At 52.6% G+C, this 21,350-nt stretch carries 17 protein-coding genes; 9 read left to right on the forward strand and 8 right to left on the reverse strand.

Going from position 1 to position 21,350, the window contains the following annotated elements; translation table 11 throughout:
• The first annotated feature begins 112 nt into the window (after positions 1-112).
• The 3 genes from mqo to GY169_RS04540 all read left to right on the forward strand — a co-directional run bounded on the left by mqo (position 113) and on the right by GY169_RS04540 (position 4,975).
• Positions 113-1,771 (forward strand): malate dehydrogenase (quinone), encoded by a 1,659-nt coding sequence (gene mqo / locus GY169_RS04530; RefSeq protein ID WP_163446085.1) that lies wholly within the window; start codon positions 113-115, stop codon positions 1,769-1,771.
• A 313-nt stretch (positions 1,772-2,084) separates the two neighbouring features.
• Positions 2,085-3,455, forward strand: coding sequence for a glycoside-pentoside-hexuronide (GPH):cation symporter (locus GY169_RS04535; protein WP_167575083.1), 1,371 nt, complete (start codon positions 2,085-2,087; stop codon positions 3,453-3,455).
• Positions 3,452-4,975 carry an alpha-N-arabinofuranosidase gene (locus GY169_RS04540; RefSeq protein ID WP_167575084.1) on the forward strand — a complete coding sequence of 508 codons (1,524 nt, stop codon included), beginning with the start codon at positions 3,452-3,454 and terminating at the stop codon, positions 4,973-4,975. The genes GY169_RS04535 and GY169_RS04540 overlap by 4 nt, the downstream gene beginning before the upstream one ends.
• Positions 4,976-5,014: 39 nt before the next feature.
• Here the strand turns inward: GY169_RS04540 and GY169_RS04545 are convergent, their stop codons facing one another.
• Both GY169_RS04545 and GY169_RS04550 read right to left on the reverse strand, forming a co-directional pair.
• On the reverse strand, positions 5,015-6,244 hold the full coding sequence (locus tag GY169_RS04545) for an amino acid permease (protein ID WP_167575085.1): 1,230 nt from the start codon (positions 6,242-6,244) through the stop codon (positions 5,015-5,017).
• 111 nt (positions 6,245-6,355) lie between these two features.
• Positions 6,356-6,817, reverse strand: coding sequence for a multidrug/biocide efflux PACE transporter (locus GY169_RS04550; RefSeq protein WP_064542893.1), 462 nt, complete (start codon positions 6,815-6,817; stop codon positions 6,356-6,358).
• Between the two features lie 94 nt (positions 6,818-6,911).
• Here GY169_RS04550 and GY169_RS04555 point away from each other — a divergent pair, with 94 nt between their 5' ends.
• From GY169_RS04555 to GY169_RS04565, 3 genes are all read left to right on the forward strand, one after another.
• On the forward strand, positions 6,912-7,781 hold the full coding sequence (locus GY169_RS04555) for a LysR family transcriptional regulator (RefSeq protein ID WP_065358236.1): 870 nt from the start codon (positions 6,912-6,914) through the stop codon (positions 7,779-7,781).
• A 111-nt stretch (positions 7,782-7,892) separates the two neighbouring features.
• Positions 7,893-9,080: an acetyl-CoA C-acetyltransferase gene (locus GY169_RS04560; protein ID WP_163446087.1), complete on the forward strand. Its 1,188-nt coding sequence runs from the start codon at positions 7,893-7,895 to the stop codon at positions 9,078-9,080.
• Between the two features lie 479 nt (positions 9,081-9,559).
• Complete coding sequence (locus tag GY169_RS04565; RefSeq protein WP_065358234.1) at positions 9,560-10,276, forward strand: oligogalacturonate-specific porin KdgM family protein; 717 nt, start codon at positions 9,560-9,562, stop codon at positions 10,274-10,276.
• 318 nt (positions 10,277-10,594) lie between these two features.
• Here GY169_RS04565 and GY169_RS04570 read toward each other — a convergent pair whose 3' ends face one another.
• The gene (locus GY169_RS04570; RefSeq protein WP_064542904.1) at positions 10,595-11,770 is read right to left on the reverse strand and encodes an oligogalacturonate lyase family protein; all 1,176 of its coding nucleotides are present in this window, start codon (positions 11,768-11,770) and stop codon (positions 10,595-10,597) included.
• A gap of 469 nt (positions 11,771-12,239) precedes the next feature.
• On the opposite strand from GY169_RS04570, the gene kduI reads away from it, so the two are divergent.
• From kduI to GY169_RS04585, 3 genes are all read left to right on the forward strand, one after another.
• The gene (gene kduI, locus GY169_RS04575; protein WP_064542907.1) at positions 12,240-13,076 is read left to right on the forward strand and encodes a 5-dehydro-4-deoxy-D-glucuronate isomerase; all 837 of its coding nucleotides are present in this window, start codon (positions 12,240-12,242) and stop codon (positions 13,074-13,076) included.
• 63 nt (positions 13,077-13,139) lie between these two features.
• Positions 13,140-13,901: a 2-dehydro-3-deoxy-D-gluconate 5-dehydrogenase KduD gene (gene kduD / locus GY169_RS04580; protein WP_064542911.1), complete on the forward strand. Its 762-nt coding sequence runs from the start codon at positions 13,140-13,142 to the stop codon at positions 13,899-13,901.
• Between the two features lie 318 nt (positions 13,902-14,219).
• A complete protein-coding gene (locus GY169_RS04585) occupies positions 14,220-15,638 on the forward strand; it encodes a sugar porter family MFS transporter (protein ID WP_163449356.1) in 1,419 nt (472 codons plus the stop codon).
• Positions 15,639-15,725: 87 nt separating this feature from the next.
• On the opposite strand, the gene GY169_RS04590 is transcribed toward GY169_RS04585, so the two are convergent.
• The 5 genes from GY169_RS04590 to GY169_RS04610 all read right to left on the reverse strand — a co-directional run bounded on the left by GY169_RS04590 (position 15,726) and on the right by GY169_RS04610 (position 21,149).
• Entirely contained in the window at positions 15,726-16,853 is a 1,128-nt protein-coding gene (locus tag GY169_RS04590; RefSeq protein WP_163449355.1) for an oligogalacturonate lyase family protein, read from the reverse strand.
• A 69-nt stretch (positions 16,854-16,922) separates the two neighbouring features.
• On the reverse strand, positions 16,923-18,209 hold the full coding sequence (locus GY169_RS04595) for an ABC transporter substrate-binding protein (protein ID WP_064542917.1): 1,287 nt from the start codon (positions 18,207-18,209) through the stop codon (positions 16,923-16,925).
• 14 nt (positions 18,210-18,223) lie between these two features.
• Complete coding sequence (locus tag GY169_RS04600; RefSeq protein ID WP_167575086.1) at positions 18,224-19,351, reverse strand: ABC transporter ATP-binding protein; 1,128 nt, start codon at positions 19,349-19,351, stop codon at positions 18,224-18,226.
• A gap of 12 nt (positions 19,352-19,363) precedes the next feature.
• A complete protein-coding gene (locus GY169_RS04605; protein WP_064542924.1) occupies positions 19,364-20,266 on the reverse strand; it encodes a carbohydrate ABC transporter permease in 903 nt (300 codons plus the stop codon).
• Positions 20,259-21,149: a carbohydrate ABC transporter permease gene (locus GY169_RS04610; RefSeq protein WP_064542927.1), complete on the reverse strand. Its 891-nt coding sequence runs from the start codon at positions 21,147-21,149 to the stop codon at positions 20,259-20,261. The genes GY169_RS04605 and GY169_RS04610 overlap by 8 nt, the downstream gene beginning before the upstream one ends.
• Between the last annotated feature and the right edge of the window lie 201 nt (positions 21,150-21,350).

Raw genomic sequence — 21,350 nt, forward strand, 5'->3', positions numbered from 1 at the left:
AAAGTCTATTTGTTAATGTTTTTTGTTAAATAATGGGTGATATTTTAAAATAATGTAAAAGTGCGCTACTATTGTCGCACTCATTACATTTAGCTATGCGAATATCATCATTATGCCTGCTATTAATAAAAAGCTATTTTCTCTCGCCACCATCGCCCTGCTGGTCAATTCCGCTGCTTACGCCAATACTGAAACCACGCAAAAAACCGATGTTCTGCTCATCGGCGGCGGCATCATGAGCGCCTCCCTGGGCACCTGGCTTCAGGAGCTGCAGCCGGACTGGAAGCAGGTGATGGTCGAGAAACTCGATAAAGTCGCATTAGAATCATCTAACGGCTGGAATAACGCCGGCACCGGCCACTCGGCTAACATGGAATTAAACTACACGCCGCAGCGCCCGGACGGCAGCATTGATGTCACTAAAGCGCTGGAAATTAACGAACAGTTTATGATCTCCCGCCAGTTCTGGTCGGCGCAGGTGAAGCGCGGCGTATTGAATAATCCGCACTCCTTTATTAATTCCACTCCACATATGAGTTTTGTGTGGGGCGATAAAAATGTGGAATATCTCGGCAAGCGCTACGATGCGCTGCAAAAAACCACGCTGTTCCAGGGCATGAAATTCTCTACCGATCATCAGCAAATTGCCCAATGGGCGCCGCTGGTCATGGCCGGTCGCGATCCGCAGCAGAAAGTGGCTGCCACCTGGACGCCGGTGGGTACTGATGTCAACTATGGCGAAATTACCCGCCAGCTGATTGGTAGCCTGCAAAAGAACGAACACTTTACGCTGCAAACCTCCTCTGAAGTGACCGAGTTTAAGCGCAACGGCGATAACTCGTGGCACGTGACCATTGAAGACGTCAACAGCGGCAAACAGCATGCTATTGACGCGAAGTATGTCTTCATCGGTGCAGGCGGCGGCGCATTGAAGCTGCTGCAAAAAACCGGTATTCCGGAAGCGGATAACTATGCGGGCTTCCCGGTGGGCGGTTCATTCCTGATGACTGAAAACCCGGACGTGACCCGTCAGCATATGGAGAAAGTCTACGGTCAGGCTTCCGTGGGCGCGCCGCCGATGTCGGTGCCGCACATTGATGCGCGCTTTATCGACGGTAAACGCGTGGTGCTGTTCGGGCCGTTCGCAACCTTCTCCACGAAGTTCCTGAAACAAGGTTCGTTCTTCGATCTGCTGAGCACCACCACCACCAGCAACGTCATGCCGATGACCCACGTGGGTCTGGATAATTTCGACCTGGTGAAATACCTCATCAGCCAGGTGATGTTGAGCGATGACGATCGTTTTGCGGCGCTGAAAGAGTATTACCCGCAGGCGCGTAAAGAAGACTGGAAGTTGATTCAGGCCGGTCAGCGCGTGCAGATCATCAAGAAAGATGCCGATAAAGGCGGCGTGTTGAAACTGGGTACCGAAGTGGTGGTGGATCAGCAGCGTACCATTTCGGCGCTGCTTGGCGCATCTCCGGGGGCCTCTACCGCCGCGCCTATCACCCTCAACGTGATTAAGAAACTGTTCCCGGAACAGTTCAACTCACCGGAGTGGCAGAGCAAAATCCACAGTATCGTCCCGAGCTTTGGCCAGAACCTTAACGGCAACGTCGCGCTGACCCAACAGGTATGGAACGACACCGCCGCGACGCTGGAACTGACCAAACCGCCGGTGATCCAGATGCCAGCCGCCCCGGTAGCGCAGGCTAAACCGGCTGAAGAGCAGCCAGCCAGCGCGTCGCCGCAGCACGATATGGCGCTGTAAAAACTCACCGTCTCATCCGGGCTACGATCGGTAGCCCGGAGCTTGTCTCTAAGCCCCTTGTCCCGATGATGAACCCGCCCTCATCAATTAAATTGTTGGGTATAATATCTATTATTTATATTTCTTAATATAAATATATTCATAATGAATTATTTCTTTCACCTGAAATACGGGTGTTACAACGACGGTCACATATTTATTTTGCTAGCCAGATTATCCATGTGTGCAGCATGAAAAAGAATCCCCATGCCTTTAAAATCCACCTTGCTTAGACATGACATTCTTTTATTATTTGCCATAAGGTTACATCATTATGATTCCCAACAAGGCAGTGGAGAAACTCAGCGTATTTGAAAAGGTGGGCTTTAGTTCTGGCGATGCCGCCTGTAACTTGCTGTTTAATCCCATTACGATGTTTTTGGCGTTCTTCTATACTGATATTTACGGTATTAACGCTGGGGTTGTCGCCAGCATATTTTTATTGGTACGTGTAATCGATGCCTTTTTTGATCCACTTTATGGGGCGATGATCGATAAAACAAAAAGTCGTTGGGGGCGCTACCGGCCGTGGATGCTATGGTGTGCAGTGCCTTTTACAATAAGCTGTATGATGATGTTCTACACACCCGATTTAGGGCCGAATGCAAAAATCATCTATGCTTTTTTTACTTATCTGCTGCTCTCACTGCTCTATTCAGCCGTTAATATTCCGTTCTGCTCGCTAGGATGCGTCATCACTGGCAATGCCAGGGAACGCGTCTCCTGCCAACAGTATCGCTGCATTGCCGGGGCCGTCGCAGGGCTGTTTTGCACCTTTACGTTGCTGCCGCTGGTGCAGTATTTTGGCGGTGGTAATCGGCAAACAGGTTTTTTCTGGGTCGTTACGCTTTATTCTGTTTTAGCGCTGGTGCTGTTTGTTTTCTGCTTTCGCACCACCAGGGAACGCGTGGAGCCGCAAAATGAAAATAATGATGGTATCTTAACGAATCTGAAAAATGCCTTAAAGAACGATCAGCTTATTGTGTGCTCGCTGGGAATGTTTCTTGACTGTTTCCCTTCATTTGTTCGTGGTGCCGTCGCGATTTATTTTGCCAAATATATCATGCATCTTAATGACTGGATGAGCACATTATTTATGAGCCTGGGGATTGTGGCAGGTATTATTGGCTGTCTGATTACTCCACTGTTTACCCGTTATTTTTGCAAGGTTGCGGTATATAAATATGTGAAGCTGTGTCTGGTGGCGTTGTCATTAGCGTTATATTTAATTGATCCGTTGAATCAGACATTCATTTTCTCTTTTTATTTCGTCCTCTCCGTCGTCCACCTGACCAGTGCGCCTATTTTATGGAGTTTTGTCGGGGATGCCGATGATTATGGCGAATGGAAATTAAAGAAAAGAATGGCGGGGCTGTGTGCTTCCAGCAACCTGTTTACCCTGAAGGTCTCGCTGGCGGTAAGCGGCGCGCTGGTGGGCGGCATTCTCTCGCTCTACGGTTACGTTCCGGACGCGGCGCAGCAAAGCGAAAGCGCCGTCTCCGGCATTTATCTGCTGATGGCCGGTATTCCCGCGGCGGGCTATGCCGCAAGCTGGATCCTGTTTCAGTTTTTCTACAAGCTCGATCGCCAGACGATGGGGCGTATCGAGCATGAACTGTTCACCGTGTCAGAGGGGACGAAATGAAACACGCTGCAATTCATTATGATAAACACTATGTGATTGGTGATGTCGACCCCCGACTGATGGGATCGTTCGTTGAGCATCTGGGGCGTTGCCTTTACGGCGGGCTATATGAACCGGAACATCCGCAGGCGGACACCTTAGGATTTCGCAACGATGTGAAGGCGCTGATGCATGAGGCCGGCATCAGCGGAGTGCGCTATCCGGGGGGAAATTTTGTCTCTGGCTATCAGTGGCAGGACGGCGTGGGGCCAAAAGCGCAGCGTCCGGTTAAAAAAGATATGGCGTGGAGCATGCTCGAGACCAACGAGGTCGGTACCAATGAGTTTGCCGCCTTTGCCAGAGATGCGGGCGTTGAGCTGATCATGGCCTGTAATCTCGGCACCGGCATGCCGATGGCTGCCGGAGAGCTGGTGGATTATTGCAATACGCCATCCGGTACCTACTGGGCCGAACTGCGCCGTTCGCATGGCGTTGAAACACCCCATGATATTCGTTTGTGGTGTCTTGGTAATGAGATGGATGGTAAGTGGCAAATAAGCGCCATGACGGCGCAGGAATATGCCCGTAAAGCACGAGAGGCCGCAAAAATTATCAAGTGGATGGACCCGCGTGCGCAGACCATCGCCTGTGGATCCTGCACGAACGAAGAGGGGCACCTCACCTTTGGCGAGTGGGATCGGATCGTTCTTGAGACTTGCTATGACGATATTGATTATATTTCGCTACATCGCTATCTGAACTACCGCCAGAACAAGCTGCTGGTGTATGCGGCCCATGAAGATGAACGTGATATTCCGTGGCTGTTCGCTGATCTACGCCGTTATCTCGATACGGTGATTGCCGCCTGTGATTTTGTGAAAGGCCGTCGTCATTCGGATAAAGAGATCAACATCAGCTTTGATGAATGGGGCGTGGTAACAGAGTCTGGTGCCGTACCGGGAGGTCAGCAGCAAACCTACGGCTATGCCAGTTTCACGCAGCTGGATGCGGTGGTGTACGGTGGTGTGCTTTGTACATTTCTCAACTATGCGCAGCGGGTAAAAATCGCCTGCCAGTCGCTGCTGGTCAATGAAGGTGGGATGATTTCGACCCAGCCCGGCGGAGGCGCCATTCGCCAGGCGACGTTTTATCCTTTCCGCGATGTGGCCCGCAATGCGAAAGGGGCTTCGTTGCGTCCGATAACGAATATCGAGGCCGTTAAAACCGGGCATCACGGCGAACATGTCGCGCTGGAAACGGCGGCAACGTTTGATGAGGCCAGCGGGCGGCTCGCGGTGTTTATCGCCAACCATGATTTGAACGATGATTATGCGTTACAGCTACGGCTGAACAGCTTCACGACGTTAAAAGCGATTTCGCATACGCTGTTGTATAGCGAAGATTACCGCGAAGGGAACACCTTCGAACAACCCGATAATGTTGTCCCGGTTATGCTGCCTTGCGCTGAACTGCAGGACGGTATGCTGAAGATGGTGGTGAAACGGCACTCGTGGAACGTACTGATTTTTGAGGCGTCGTAAGCAGAGCGAAACGGGCAGCGCTGGCTGCCCGTTTGTTATTCAACCTAAAAACATCACCGATACACACATCAACCCGACAATCAGCGTAATCAGGCTACCGATAGAGCGGTAGGGCTTCAGCGCCGGGATCAGGTAAGTCGACAGCGTCGGCATGATAAACAGAATCATGGCGATCAGCGGGCCGCTGATGGCGTAAATCATCGAAATGGCATTCGGGTTGATGCAGCAGACGATGAACGTTACTGCGGAGACCAGCATGATAGACAGCCCGCGATTGAACGAGCGGCTCTTACGCACGCCAACCTGGTTCAGCGACGCTTTCACCATCTCACTCGCTCCTTCAATCACGCCAAAATAGGTGCCGAGGAACGATTTTGACATCGCCACAACCGCCACAATAATGCCGGAAATCGACAGCCAGCCAGGTGAGTCAGGCATCATCGATAGCGCAGAGAGGATGGTGACGCCTTCCTCTTTTGCCGTATTAATGTACGACGGCGGAATCGAAAGCAGGCAGCTGAACACAAAGAACAGCACGCTCAGGCAGATAACCAAGTACGCTACCTTCATGATTTTTTTGCATTTACCCATGGCTTGCTCGCCGTATTTCTCTCGACGGTCGATGGCGAAGGTCGAAATAATCGGCGTATGGCTAAAAGCGAAAACCATCACGGGAATGGACAACCACACCTGATGCAAAGTGTGCGTGTTGACCTCCATCTGCGTGGTCAGCAGCGACGGCTGCCAGCTTCCGGTCAAATAGAGCGATAAGAACAGGAAGTAGGCGATCAGCGGGAACACCAGCATGCCCATGACGCGGATAGTGGTCTGGCGACCGGTCAGGAAGATCAGGTTCAGCAACAGCACCACGCCCAGGCTAATCAATGCACGCAAAGGTAAATCGACGGGCGTATAGCGGGCAATCTGCTCGGCCAGGGAATTGGTGATAGCGACGGCGTAGATTAGCACCACCACGAAGAAGGCAATGAAATAGAGCGCGGTGATTAAACTGCCGATCTTTTTGCCATAGTAGTGGGTGACGGCGCCAGTAATGCCAACGCTTGCCGGAGTGTTAGCGGAAAGGATGAACTGACATAAAGCGCGGTGCGGCCAGTAGGTTAACGGCCATGCCACCAGTGCGGTGATAAACAGAACTACCGCACCGGCGGCCCCTAGCTGGATGGGCAGGAAAAGGGTTCCCGCTCCGACGGCAGTGCCATATAGGGCAAAGCTCCATAGAGTTTCGTCTTTAGACCAAATTTTAGACATTATCTGAATATATCAACCATAAAACCAAAAAAATGGCGGACAATTTACCATAATTAGCTTTTCGTGTGGCTGAACATTTTCAGGCCGCTTGTTATCGGCCTGAAAAGAAGACTAATTTTGTGCGTAAAGATTCTGTTGGCGGCGTTTGATGATGCGATCGCGCAGCGTATCGTACGCCCAGTTGTAGAGCATGGTGTAAGGCAGGAAAAACAGGAAGAAACCAATCTCCAGCGTGAGTGCCTGCAGCAGCGTTACGCCCAGCACGAACGACACGATGCTGACGCCAATAACGATAAACCCACACTCGAATCCCAGGGCGTGCAGGGCACGCACTTTTGCCGTCCGCTTTACGCGAGTGACCGGCCACAGGCGGTCAAAAACGGCGTTGTAGATGATGTTCCACACCATGGCGGTGGTGGCCAGAATAATCGTGAGTCCCCCCATTTCCAGTACGGACCGTTGCATCAGCCAGGCGGCAGTAGGGGCGAGGATCGCGGTGGCGATCCCTTCAAAGCACACGGCGTGGAAAATACGCTCCGGCAGCTTTCTGCGATGTAATAAATCGTGTTGCATCTGATGACCTTCGTTTTATTGAACACTGTTATGCGCATTTTATGGGTAAATGTGATAAGTAAAAGATAGAATCCATCGATAAAGTAGATACTTCATGCGCTATTCCCCCGAAGCTCTGACCGCCTTCGTTGAAACCGTCTCCTGCGGTTCCTTTTCTGCCGCGGCACGCCGTCTACGCAAAAGTCAGTCGACGATCAGCACCGCCATCGCCCATCTGGAGGTGGATCTCGGCGTCACGCTATTCGATCGCTCTGCGCGCCAGCCGGTATTGACCCCGGAAGGCCAGCGGGTGCTGAGCTACGTGCAGGCGATCCTCGCCGCCAGCGAACGGCTTGATGAGCTGGCGGTTTCATTGAGCGGTGAAACGGAAGCGCGGCTGACTTTTGTGCTGTCGGATACTCTGCATCCGGACGTGCTGGAAGATCTGCTGGCGCAGTTCGATCGTCGTTTCCCGCATACCGAGTTTGAATGTCTGGTGGGGGAGGATGATGATGTGGTCGATCTGTTGCAAAAAGGCCGCGCGCAGGTGGGGTTGATTGAGGCGCGCGACGACTACCCTACCGATATTGGTCATACCCGTCTGCCGATGCAGACGCGCATGGCGGTCTATGTCTCTCCCGATCATCCTCTGACCGCGCAGACACGCGTGGAGTGGGAGCAACTGCGCACGTGGCGCGAGCTTCGGTTGAATACCTATCTGGAGAATCGCACCGCACCCGCGCGCGGGCCAGTATGGTCGGCACCCAACTATCTGATGCTGCTGAGCATGGCGGCGCAGGGGCTGGGATGGTGCGTATTGCCCTGTGCGCTGGTGGATGAATTTGCCAGTTCGGCGGAGCTGACTATGCTGGATATTACAGGCTGGCCGATGTCGGTTTCTATCGATTTGCTCTGGCATAAAGAGGCTCCCCTGGGGGCGGCGGGGAGCTGGCTACGTCAGTACCTCCAGCAGGTGTCGACGTAGCGCAGACGATAAGCAATTCCTTTGTGATAAGACTCACTTTTTTTAAACAATTGCGAAAAAAGTTGATAACAATCATCTACTATACGCAGGTTATTTTGCGCTGAGGTTGAGATGAAAGATGTCGTTATCGTAGGTGCTGTCCGTACGCCCATCGGCTGTTTTCAGGGGGCGCTGGCGCGTCATTCCGCCGTCGAACTGGGTAGCCTGGTGATCAACGCGTTGGTCGAACGCAGCGGCATTGCCGCGACGTCGATTGACGAAGTGATTATTGGTCAGGTTCTGACCGCAGGTACCGGGCAAAACCCGGCGCGGCAGTCTGCGATAAAAGGCGGTTTGCCAAATACCGTATCGGCCATCACCATTAACGACGTCTGTGGGTCGGGGCTGAAGGCGCTGCATCTGGCGACCCAGGCGATTCAATGCGGTGAAGCGGATGTGGTTATCGCCGGCGGGCAAGAAAATATGAGCCGCGCGCCGCACGTGTTGACCGACAGCCGCACCGGCGCACAGTTGGGCAATAGCCAACTTATCGATAGCCTGGTGCATGACGGCCTGTGGGACGCCTTCAACGATTATCACATGGGCGTCACGGCGGAGAATCTGGCGCGTGAATATGGCATCAGCCGTGAGCAGCAGGATGCCTGGGCGTTAAGCTCGCAGCATAAAGCCCGCAAGGCTATCGATTCGGGGCGTTTTCGCGACGAAATCGTTCCGGTGATAAACCCACAGCCTGGCGGTCAGCCGCAAATTGTGGATACCGATGAGCAGCCGCAAACCGATGCCAGCGCGGAAGCACTGGCGCGGCTGAGCCCGTCGTTCGATCTGTCGGGCTCGGTGACGGCGGGTAACGCTTCATCCATTAACGACGGCGCGGCGGCAGTGTTGATGATGAGCGAAAGCAAAGCGCTTGAACTGGGGTTACCTATCCTGGCGCGGATCCGTGCGTTTGCCAGCGTGGGGGTGGATCCGGCGTTGATGGGGATTGCACCGGTTTATGCCACGCGACGGTGCCTGGAGCGCGCAGGCTGGCAGTTGAATGAGGTGGATTTGATTGAGGCCAACGAAGCTTTCGCCGCGCAGGCCATTTCGGTGGGTAAAATGCTGGAATGGAACGAACAGAAGGTCAACGTCAACGGCGGAGCGATCGCTCTGGGGCATCCGATAGGCGCATCGGGCTGCCGAATTCTGGTTTCTCTGGTTCACGAGATGATTAAACGCGATGCGCGCAAAGGCCTGGCGACGCTGTGCATCGGTGGTGGTCAGGGGGTTGCCCTTGCCGTCGAGCGAGACATTCAGTAAATCTGCTTTAGTTTCTCCATTCTATTTTTTCCTTCAGAAAGACCTCGTTCGAGGTCTTTTTTTGTTTATATACGCTGGGTTAAGAGACCAGGAAAGGAATTGTGTCTAGTTTCTTCCTTTATATATTTATTTTTATTTGTGTCATCTGTAAGAGATATGAATGAGTAAATGCTTAGCCGAATCATTGATTAAACATAAATTATTACTATTGCTAAGAATAACTCACGTTACTTCTTTTTGGGTAAGTTCATGTAAAGTAAGTAAATTATTGATTTTTAAATTCAGAAAAAATAAATCTTTGTGATCTAAGTTTTATTTTTTAAGGGTTGTGTCTGTTTTTTGTTGAGCTTTATCACGTCCTCCTTGTGCCAGATTTTCTGAAACAAATAATTACGATCTCGATCACTAAAATAGAAATTTGGAAAAAATAAAATCCAATTTCATAAAAAAGAAACATAATTTCAATTGAGGGATGGCAAATGTTAAAGAAAACTCTGGCCCTGGCCGTATTATCTGGCATGTCTTTCGCTGCATCTGCGGTAACCGTTGACCTGCGTCATGAATATATTGACAGCGGTTCCAACGCTGACCGTGTTGCGGTTTCTCATCGATTTGATAACGGTCTTGGTTTTGGCGTCGAAGCAAAATGGAAAACGGGTGGTGATACTGATAAACAGGATCGTCCGTTTAACGAAATGGTGGGTAATGGTCACGAAGAATCCATTAACTGGCGCTGGAAGGCGACAGATAACTTTGCCCTGAACCCAGGCTTTAATATTGAAAGTAAAGACAGCTACTCCATCTACAAACCGTACCTGCACGCGCAGTACAGCTTTGATAATGGTTTTTATGTGGCGGCGCGTTACCGTTATGAATATACCCGCGTTCCGGCAACTTCCAGCAACGGCGGCGGCGTAGATGACAAGGTCAATAAAGTGGATACCTGGGTAGGCTGGGCGATGGGCGACTGGCGTGTGGAACTGAACTACGTTTATGCACGCAGTACCGTGGCAGACGATCAGCATAAGAGCTTGTATCGTAACAATAATAAACCTTACAGCACCGAATATAACGCTAAGATGGCCTACAAGTGGGACAAAAACTGGTCTCCGTATTTTGAAGTGGGCAACGTGGGTGTGAAATCTACCGATGAACGTCAGACCCGTCTGCGTGTAGGTGTGGCTTACTCCTTCTAAATAAACAAAACCGGACCCTCATCCGTTTTCCCCCCGGAGCATTTGGCCGGGGGTTTTCGTTTTTGTGGGGGAGAATGTTCTATAGCGCGCACAATCTATTTCTCTGGCTCGGATATTCCCTCGCCCCTTTGGGGAGAGGGTTAGGGTGAGGAGGGAGCTCGGTGTAAAACCCTCACCCCATCCCTCTCCCTTAAAAAGGGAGAGGGGGCCGTCCGTGCCAAGGGGCGAGGGAATAGCGACGTCCGCACAAACCGCAGGCAAAAAAAAGCCCTCCAGAGGAGGGCAAGGCCAGTTACAGAAACACTAAACTTAAAATTCTTATGCTTGCATGAACTTACGTTCGGTTGGCAGTTTGGCGATATACAGCGCCGGCTTGCCATCTTTGTCAGAGCTGAACAGCACCGCGCTGTCGTCCGGGGTAAAGGACGGGTGCGGGTGAGTCACCTGACGGCTGTTTTGTACCGTTGCCCACGAGGTATCGTGACGGGCAACCGGGAAGTAGGCTTTCTTCGCTACGTCAAACGCGTACAGATACGGATCGTTATCGATGGTATAGCCGCTGGTGTCCTTCACGTCGACCGGGGTACCGGAGCCGTCGCCGACCAGCAGGGTGCCGTCGAAATTACTCATCAGGTGTGAACAGGCCGGCATTTGCATCAACGCTTCGTTGACGTTGGTGTCCGGGTTGAAACGGTAAATGGTACGACCCTGTTTGCCTTTCAGATAAGAAACGTAAACCAGCGCGGAGCCATTCGGAACCCAGAATTCGTGGGTGCAGCTTTCGCCTTCCGCATGTTCTTTAACTTTACGTACGTTGCTGCCGTCTTCGTTGACCATCCACATACGCGCGTCGACCAGGTCGTGCGGGCCTTCGTGGCAGAATGCGACAGTGTTGTCGTCAAACGGACGGTAGATCGGATGGCCGAGCCAGTTTTTCTCTTCGTGGATCACCGCGCTTTCGCCGGTTTGCAGATCGACACGCAGCAGGCGGCAGTGCGGGCCTTTATGGAAGAAGTCGTGGAACAGTTTCCAGTCGTTCAGCGGCGTCCAGTCGCTTTTGGCGATTTCAATGCCGACCAGCTTGGTACAGTCGCTGTTGGACACCCAGGTACCGTAGCCAACCCAGTCGTCCGGCACGCGATAGACTTCGCGCTCGGCCAGGGTTTCAAGATTTACTTCCAGCAGAGTGCGGTCGTTCTTAACGTAGTAAAGGGATTTGTCGTCCGGAGACAGGAAACCACCAAAGGTGTTGTCGCCAGCGCCTTCGGTCAGCTGTACGGCTTCGGCGTTCGCCACATCCAGTAAGTAGTAGTTCCAATGGCCATCGAACTCACCAGCAAACAGCAGATGGCTACCATCGTTAAAGAAGCACTTCTGATAGAAGTAGTTACGATGACAGGTGACTTCTGGTGGTGTTAAGCGGGTGACCTCCGCGCCGGTGTCCGGGTCGCGGCTGACCTCATAATTCAATTTTACCCGCATGCCTTTAGCCATGGTGCTCTCCTTTTACTGATGCGGTCGCGAGGTGCTATCAACTTCGCTGGCCGATGTGGATGTCATTTTAAAAATTAGGTGTTAATTTATCAAAACACCGTTTCAATGTTTGTGATGGCAGACGCACTTTATACGAAAAATCATCATTTCTGCGACTTTTTTGATAACCCTTTATCCCTCCCGTCAAGCGTATCTTTGATTTTGCGACATCATTTACCTCATACAGAGTATTTTTCAAAGAAAATGTAACTAGATGAATAATATTGTTTTTTATTTTTGTCTGAGGGTGGGTAACGGCGTATTCGTGATCCCATTTGCATTTTTGATATTAATTCACAGAAAAAATGAAACGATGTTTTATTTGCAATTGAAAACCCATTTCATCAGGGATAAGATACGTGCATTAACAAAACGGAACGAAGTTTCGTTCTGTAATAGAACATAAGACCACATTTTCCTGGAGGTTCAGGTGGAAGTAAGACAGAGCATTCATAGCGCTCATGCTAAAACGCTGGATACGCAGGGGCTTCGTGAAGAGTTTTTAGTTGAGCAGGTATTTGTCGCCGACGAATACACCATGGTGTACAGCCATATCGATCGCATTATCGTTGGTGGCATCATGCCGGTGGCGAAAACCGTATCGGTTGGCGGCGAAGTGGGCAAGCAGCTTGGCGTGAGTTACTTCCTGGAGCGCCGCGAGCTGGGCGTCATCAACATTGGCGGCGCGGGTACCATCACCGTTGATGGCCAGTGCTACGAAATTGGCCATCGCGACGCGTTATACGTGGGCAAAGGGGCTAAAGAAGTGGTTTTCGCCAGCGTCGACGCGGCGAAACCGGCGAAGTTCTACTACAACTGCGCGCCGGCACACACCACTTACCCGACCAAAAAAGTGACCCCTGCCGATGTAGCACCGGTGACCCTGGGCGATAACCTCACCAGTAACCGCCGTACCATCAATAAATATTTTGTGCCGGACGTACTCGAAACCTGTCAGCTCAGCATGGGCCTGACCGAACTGGCGCCGGGCAACCTGTGGAATACCATGCCGTGCCATACCCACGAGCGCCGCATGGAAGTCTACTTCTATTTCAATATGGATGAAGACAGCTGCGTGTTCCATATGATGGGGCAGCCGCAGGAAACGCGTCATATCGTGATGCACAACGAACAGGCGGTGATTTCGCCGAGCTGGTCGATCCATTCAGGCGTAGGTACCAAAGCGTATACCTTCATCTGGGGGATGGTGGGTGAGAACCAGGTCTTTGATGACATGGATCATGTAGCAGTGAAGGATCTGCGCTAGTCGCGGACAGCATTAGTTCAATGATGCCTGTCCGGTACAGGCGCTAACGATAAGGAATATAAAATGATTTTGGATTCATTCTCTCTGCAGGGCAAAGTTGCCGTTGTTACTGGTTGTGATACCGGTCTGGGTCAAGGTATGGCGCTGGGTCTGGCTGAAGCGGGCTGCGACATTGTGGGTATCAACATTGTTGAACCGACTGAAACCATCGAACGTGTAACCGCGATGGGTCGTCGTTTCCTGAGCCTGACCGCTGACCTGCGTCAGATCGACGGCATCCCGGCGCTGCTGGAGCGTGCGGTGGCGGAATTCGGCCATATCGATATCCTGGTCAACAACGCTGGCCTGATCCGTCGTGAAGACGCGATCGACTTCAGCGAAAAAGACTGGGACGATGTCATGAACCTGAACATCAAGAGCGTGTTCTTTATGTCTCAGGCGGCAGCTAAGCACTTCATCGCGCAGGGTAAAGGCGGCAAAATCATCAACATCGCTTCCATGCTCTCCTTCCAGGGCGGCATCCGCGTTCCGTCTTACACCGCTTCCAAGAGCGGCGTAATGGGCGTAACCCGTCTGATGGCGAACGAGTGGGCGAAACACGGTATCAACGTCAACGCGATTGCTCCGGGCTACATGGCGACCAACAACACCCAACAGCTGCGTGCTGACGAAGAGCGTAGCGCCGCTATCCTCGACCGTATCCCGGCTGGCCGTTGGGGTCTGCCGAGCGACCTGATGGGGCCGATCGTGTTCCTGGCTTCCCCGGCATCTGACTACATCAACGGCTATACCGTTGCCGTAGACGGTGGCTGGCTGGCGCGCTAATTTTTAGCCTGCCCAATAAAAAAACCTGCTGCGGCAGGTTTTTTTATGCCTGTGAAAAGCATGGGCTGTATGAGATTTATCCATATAGGAAGGTGCAAATAATCCATACTTAAATGATGATAATGAAATTATCACCATTGTGTATTGCCTCTTACAGGCATTATGCAACACGGCTGGCTTCCATCTGAAAGTCAAATGTCCATCACAAAACGATGTGTCGCAGCAATATTGTCCATGTTAATGACCTTTCCCGCCTGACACTCCTGTTCATCAATCTCTTACTTTCGTTGTATGTCTTACTCTGTCTGGCAGGAAAATATGGCTTCAATCAGTAACGATCCTTCGCTCATGCCGCGCACCCAGCGCGACACTCGACGTATGAACCAGTTTGTCTCGGTTGCCGCAGCGGTCGCGGGGCTGCTTTTTGGTCTCGATATCGGGGTGATTGCCGGCGCGCTGCCGTTTATCACCGATCACTTTGTGTTATCCAGCCGCCTCCAGGAGTGGGTGGTGAGCAGTATGATGCTGGGAGCGGCGATCGGCGCGCTGTTCAACGGCTGGCTGTCATTCCGCCTGGGGCGTAAATATAGCCTGATGGTCGGGGCCGTACTGTTTGTTGCCGGGTCGCTCGGCTCGGGTCTGGCGACGAACGTCGAAATGCTGTTGATCGCCAGGGTTATTCTCGGCGTGGCCGTCGGTATTGCCTCTTATACCGCACCGCTTTATCTCTCCGAGATGGCCAGCGAAAACGTGCGTGGCAAGATGATCAGCATGTATCAGCTGATGGTGACGTTGGGGATAGTGCTGGCGTTTTTGTCCGATACGGCCTTCAGTTACAGCGGTAACTGGCGCGCGATGCTTATCGTGCTGGCGCTGCCAGCGGTGGTGCTGATTGTGCTGGTGGTGTTCCTGCCGAATAGCCCGCGCTGGCTGGCGGAAAAGGGCCGTCATATTGAAGCCGAAGAGGTGCTGCGCATGCTGCGCGATACCTCGGAGAAGGCGCGTGATGAACTGAATGAAATTCGCGAAAGCCTGAAGCTGAAGCAGGGCGGCTGGGCGCTGTTTAAGGTCAACCGCAACGTGCGCCGCGCGGTTTTCCTCGGCATGCTGTTACAGGCGATGCAGCAGTTCACCGGCATGAATATCATCATGTACTACGCGCCGCGCATCTTTAAAATGGCCGGATTCACCACCACGGAACAGCAGATGATCGCCACGCTGGTGGTTGGCCTGACCTTTATGTTCGCCACCTTTATCGCCGTGTTCACCGTGGATAAAGCTGGGCGCAAACCGGCGCTGAAAATCGGCTTTAGCGTGATGGCCGTGGGGACGTTGGTGCTGGGCTACTGTCTGATGCAGTTTGATAACGGCACGGCATCAAACGGGCTTTCCTGGCTGTCGGTGGGGATGACAATGATGTGCATCGCCGGTTATGCCATGAGCGCCGCACCGGTGGTGTGGATCCTGTGCTCGGAAATCCAGCCGCTGAAGTGCCGCGATTTTGGTATCACCTGTTCCACCACCACCAACTGGGTGTCGAATATGATTATCGGCGCGACCTTCCTGACGCTGTTGGATGCCATCGGGGCGGCGGGCACGTTCTGGCTGTATACCGCGCTGAACGTGGCCTTTATCGGTGTGACCTTCTGGCTGATTCCAGAGACCAAAGGGGTGACGCTGGAGCATATTGAACGCAAGCTGATGAAAGGCGAGAAATTGCGGGATATCGGCGTGTGATGAGTGCCCGGTGGCGGCTACGCCTTACCGGGCCTACAAGGTACGTCAAACGTAGGCCGGGTAAGGCGTAGCCGCCACCCGGCTTTTTTACACCTTCGCTAAATACAGCGCTGGCATCCCCTCTGTGTCCGAGGTGTACAGCACCCACTTCCCGTCCGGCGAGAACGACGGATGCGGATGCGTCACCTGGCGGTCGCCGTCCAGCACCTTCCAGCTGCTGTTGTGCTGGCAGATCGCTTTTTTGTCGCCAGTTTTCAGATCAAACACCCAGATAAACGGATCGTTGAGGTTGATATCCCCGGTTTTATGCGGCGCGCCGTCGCCGACGACCAGTGAACCGTCGTGGTTACTCATCAGGTGAGAGCAGGGCGGAATCTCCATCAGCTGGCGGTTTTCCAGCGTTGCAGGATCCGCGCTGTACAGATAGCGGTGCGGGCTGTTTTCCTGATGGGCGACGTAATAGAGCGCCGAGCCGTCCGGCACCCAAAATTCATGCGTAAAGCTCTCGCCTGGCTGCTGCTGGCGCACGCAGCGAACGTTGCTGCCGTCGTTGTTAATCAACCACATGCGAGCGTCAATCGCATCACGCGGCCCTTCATGGCAGAACGCGACGGTATTGTCGTCGAACGGGCGGTAAATCGGATGACCGAGCCAGCGTTTCTCCTGCAAAATGGTCCGCTGTTCCCCGGTTTTCAGGTCGATATTAATCAGGCGGCATTCCGGGTTAGTGAAGTAGAAGGCGCGGAACTTTGACCAGTCGGTGAGCGGCTGCCAGTCGCTTTTCTTAATCTCAATGCCGACAAGCTGCGTGCAGTCGGAGTTGGCGACCCAGGTGCCGTAGGCCACCCATTGGTCATCCACTTCGTACACCACATGTTCTTCCAGCGTCGTGAGATCCACGCGACGCAGTTGGCGGGTATCTTTGACGTACCATAATGACTGGTCGTCATCGGAAAGAAAGCCGCCGAAGGTGTTATCGCCAGCACCGTCGGTCAGCTGGGTTGCCTGTTGGGCGGCAATATCCAGTAAGTAATAGTTCCAGTGCCCCTCGAACGCGCCGCCAAAAATCAGCTTGCTCCCATCGCGGGTAAAGCATTTTTGGTAGAAGTAGTTCCGGTGGCAAATAATGTGTGGTGGCGTCATCCGGATCACCTCGTGACCGGTTTCGCTGTCCTTCTGATGGCGGAAATTCAGCGGGATGATTTTGCCTTTCATGTCCTTTCTCCTTGAATAAAAAAATACCCCGCAACCGAAGTTGCAGGGTATTAACACATGATGGCGCGATTAGCGCATTGCGCGTTTCAGGATACGTTCACCCTGGCGCTGGAAGTCGGCTGCCGCGTCTTCAACCGATTTCTGACCATAGTCGATGTACTGCAGAGTGGTACCGAACTGGGCCACGATCTGCGGATCGTCGAAGTACGGAGACACGCTCAGTTTCGCCGGCAGAGACTGTGCCAGACGCAGGCCAGCAACGGACGGATCGCTCTCTTTCAAGATGCCGTCTTCGGTCAGGTATTTCACCGCAACCTTGCTCAGCGGCACGCCACGCTCCAGGCCCAGCGTATCCACGCCTTCTTTGCTGTTCAGCAGGAAGTTGATCACTTTCGCTGCCGCTTCCGGGTTCTTAGTCGACTTACCGATAGACAGCATCTGCGCCGGTTTGAAGAACAGACCCGCGTCGGTGGCGCCCGGCAGCATTGGGTAGCTACCCAGCTCCAGCTTCGCTGGCGGCTTCAGGTTGTCAGAGTATTTGTTAATGGTGGAGTTCCACATGTAGGTACCGCCCCACTCACCCTGAATCCACGGCTTCATCTCATACATGTTGCTCTTACCAAATGACGCATAGTATTTGGTGTCCGGCATCACGTGGCTATCGACCAGCTTTTTATACATCTGGAAGAACTCAACCCACTGCTCTTTGGTGTAGGAGAATTTCTTCGCCTTTTCATCAATCGCCGGGATGTTGTACTTCTGAATCATGTAAGAGTTCAGCAGCGCCAGGGTATCCTGGTGCTCCAGTACCACCGGGTAGTACTGTTTACCCAGCTTGCTTTCAAAGGTTTTACCCGCCGCCATTAGGTCGTCCCAGGTTTTCGGGTATTCAACGCCAGCCTGTTTCCAGGTTTCGTCGTTGAAGTAGAACACGCGCGCGGTGACAGAGATTGGGATCCCGTTCAGCTTGCCGTTGACGGTGGTGGACTGCAGCTCTTTGGCATCAAACTGGCTTAAGTCGATCACGTCCTTCATTTTGTTCAGGTCGTAGAAGCCGTCGCCGTTTTTGGAGAAGATCGGCAGCCAGTTCCAGTTAGTCTGCATCACGTCCGGCTCGGTACCGCCAGCGATCTGGGTGGTCAGACGGGATAAGTGGCCGTCCCAGCCGGTGTATTCCGCTTTTACGTTAATGTCCGGGTTCTGCTTGTGGAACTCTTCCAGCGCCTTCAGTGTGACCTGGTGACGGCCATTGCCGCCCCACCAGGACATACGAAGGTCAACATCCTTAGCCATAGACGGCAGGGCGGTAAGGCCCAGAGTGGCGGAGATTGCTGCGCTTAAAAGCACTTTTTTCATTTTAATACTCCAGATTAGAGGGAGAGGTTCTGTTCAGTTTTAGCGTCAAAAATATGGCATTTATTCATGTCAAACTTAAAGTACACCTTGCGATGAAGCCCCTTCTCAATCATTGGCTTAGCTTCATCTGAAGGGATGCGTGCCGTCAGCTCGTAGTTCGCGACTTTCAGGTAAACGAAGAACTCGTGCCCCATGTTTTCCACGCGGACCATCTCACCGCTGCAGCCGCCTTCAGCGAACGGCTCATCGGACAGGGAGACGAATTCCGGACGAATACCGTAGAACACTTCCTGATTTTCTTGCGCCGTCAGCTTGTTGTGCAGATCTTCGCTCAGCGGCATAAACTCATCGCCAATGCTCAGGTTCAGTCGACCCTCTTTGCTCACCAGTTTACTGGCGCGGATGTTCATTTCCGGAGCGCCGATAAAGCCCGCAACGAACATGTTTTTCGGTTTGTGGTATAGGTTGTCCGGGGTGTCTACCTGCATGATGTGGCCAAGCTTCATCACGCAGATACGGTCGCCCATGGTCATCGCTTCGGTCTGATCGTGGGTAACGTAAACGGTGGTGGCCGGCTTACCGGATTTCTTCAGCTGCTTGTGCAGGTCGGAAATACGGATACGCATGGAGGCACGCAGCTTGGCGTCCAGGTTAGACAGCGGTTCATCGAACAGGAACACGTCCGGCTTTTTCACAATCGCGCGGCCTACGGCCACACGCTGTGCCTGACCACCGGAGAGCTGACGCGGCAGACGGTCCAGCAGCTCTTCCAGCTCGAGGATTTTCGCCGCTTCGTTTACCTGGGCGTCGATCTGATCTTTCGGCATTTTGCTCAGCTTCAGGCCAAACGCCAGGTTCTCACGCACGGTCATGTGCGGATACAGCGCGTAGTTCTGGAACACCATCGCAATCCCGCGCTCTTTCGGCGCGAGGTTGTTGACGATCTTCTCACCGATGCGGACTTCGCCGCCGCTGATGGTTTCCAGGCCAGCCAGCATACGCAGGGTGGTGGATTTGGCGCAGCCGGACGGACCGACGATAACCATAAACTCACCTTCTGCGATTTTCAGGTCGATACCATGTACCGCTTTGAAGCCGTTGGAGTACACTTTTTCCAGTTTGTTGAAAATAACTTCAGCCATGATATATCCCTCTTAACCTTTAATTCCGCTGCTGGTAACGCCCTGTACGAAGTAGCGCTGTGCCAGGAAGAACACAATGATGGATGGCAGAATGGAGATGCTCGCCATTGCCAGAATTTCGTTCCACGGCGCCCCTTCGGTGACGTCGATGGACATTTTCAGTGCCAGTGCAATCGGGTACTTATCAACGCTATAGACGTAGATCAGCGGGCCGATAAAGTCGTTCATGGACCACATGAACTGGAACAGGGCGACGGAGATAATCGCCGGCTTCAGAATCGGTACCACCACATACCACAGCACCTGGATGGAGTTACAGCCGTCAATCTGCGCCGCTTCTTCCATGTCACGCGGTACGCCGCGCAGGAACTGAATCAGCATGAAGACGAAGAACCCTTGCGTGGCGAAGGCCAGCGGCAGGTACAGCGGCATATAGCTGTTCAGCATGCCCATTTCACGGAACATCAGGTACTGAGGAATCAGCAGTACGGTGCTCGGCAGCAGCATGGTGGTGATGAGCGTCGCGAACCAGAATTTCTTCCATGGAATCTCGAAGCGGGCAAAGCCGTACGCCACGATAGTGGAGGAGATAATGGTCAGAATCACTTTCGGGATCACATACTTGAAGGTGTTCAGCATGTAATGACCGAAGGTGTACTCGGTACCGGTTTTCCAGCCGTTAATAAAGCCGTCCCAGGTGGCGTGTGCCGGCCACAGGCTCAGCGTGGTGAAGATCTCGTGGTTCGGTTTGAACGATGCCGAGAACATCCACGCCAGTGGGTAGAGCATTAACAGACCGACAATCAGCAGGATGGTGTAGCGAACCCATGCGTTGATCTTCTCACGGCGAAGGGTGCGGGCAACCTCACGTTCAGCGATGCTTCTTGCGTCGGAGATTTGTTGAATATCAGCCATTTTTGCCTCCCTTATCGGCGGAGTAGAACACCCAGTATTTTGAAGACTTAAAGGCAATGGCAGCGAAGACTGCTACAACCAGGAACAGAACCCATGCCAGCGCCGCGCCGTAACCCATGTCGAAGTACTTGAACGCTGTGTCGTAGATGTACAGCGAGAACAGGTACGTTGAGTAGGTTGGGCCACCGCCGGTGATGACGTACGGTCCGGTAAACTCCTGGAATGCCTGAGTGGTCTGCATGATGAAGTTGAAGAAGATAACCGGCGTAATCAGCGGCACGGTCACTTTCATAAACATCTGCCATTTAGAGGCGCCATCGATCATCGCCGCTTCGTACTGAGACTGCGGAACGTTTTGCAGGGCCGCCAGGAAGATAACCATCGCGGAGCCGAACTGCCATACGCGCAGCAGAGTTACGGACATCAGCGCCAGAGACGGTTCGCCCAGCCAGTTGACCGGATCGAAACCGAATACGCCGATAAAGCTATTCAGCAGGCCGTCGATGGCGAACAGCGCGCGCCACAGTACCGCGATAGCCACGGAGCTACCGAGGATAGACGGGATATAGTAAGCGGTACGGAAGAAGCCAATTCCGCGTAATTTAAAGTTAAGAACAAACGCAATCCCTAAAGCAAATGCCAGTTTTAATGGGATTGTCAAAAATACGTAGGCAAAAGTTACGCCCATGGATTTCCAGAAGAGCGCATCTTCAGTAAACATGTAGCGATAGTTTTCGATGCCGTTAAACACCGGCGGACTCATCAAGTCATACTCAGTAAAACTGAGGAAGAAAGATGAAACGAACGGGAAGGCCGTGAAGATTATCAACCCGATTATATAGGGTGAAATCCACGCCAAACCCAGCATTCTGTTTTCATTCATACATACCTACCTGGCGAACAAGTGTGTCAAACGGATTGGGTGTTGGTTACATCCCTCGCGCCTGCTGGCGCCAGAGCGTTTAAAGCGTTAACTTGGTGTCGGTCATGCAGCCTTTCCCTGTAAGTGAATGTAATACAATAAAAATTAACATCGTCCATTGTTCGGTGTTGTTGCGTTTCAAAATCTCATGCTTTGCGACAA

Source organism: Kluyvera genomosp. 3 (genome assembly GCF_011765685.1).
GTDB lineage: Bacteria > Pseudomonadota > Gammaproteobacteria > Enterobacterales > Enterobacteriaceae > Kluyvera > Kluyvera georgiana_A.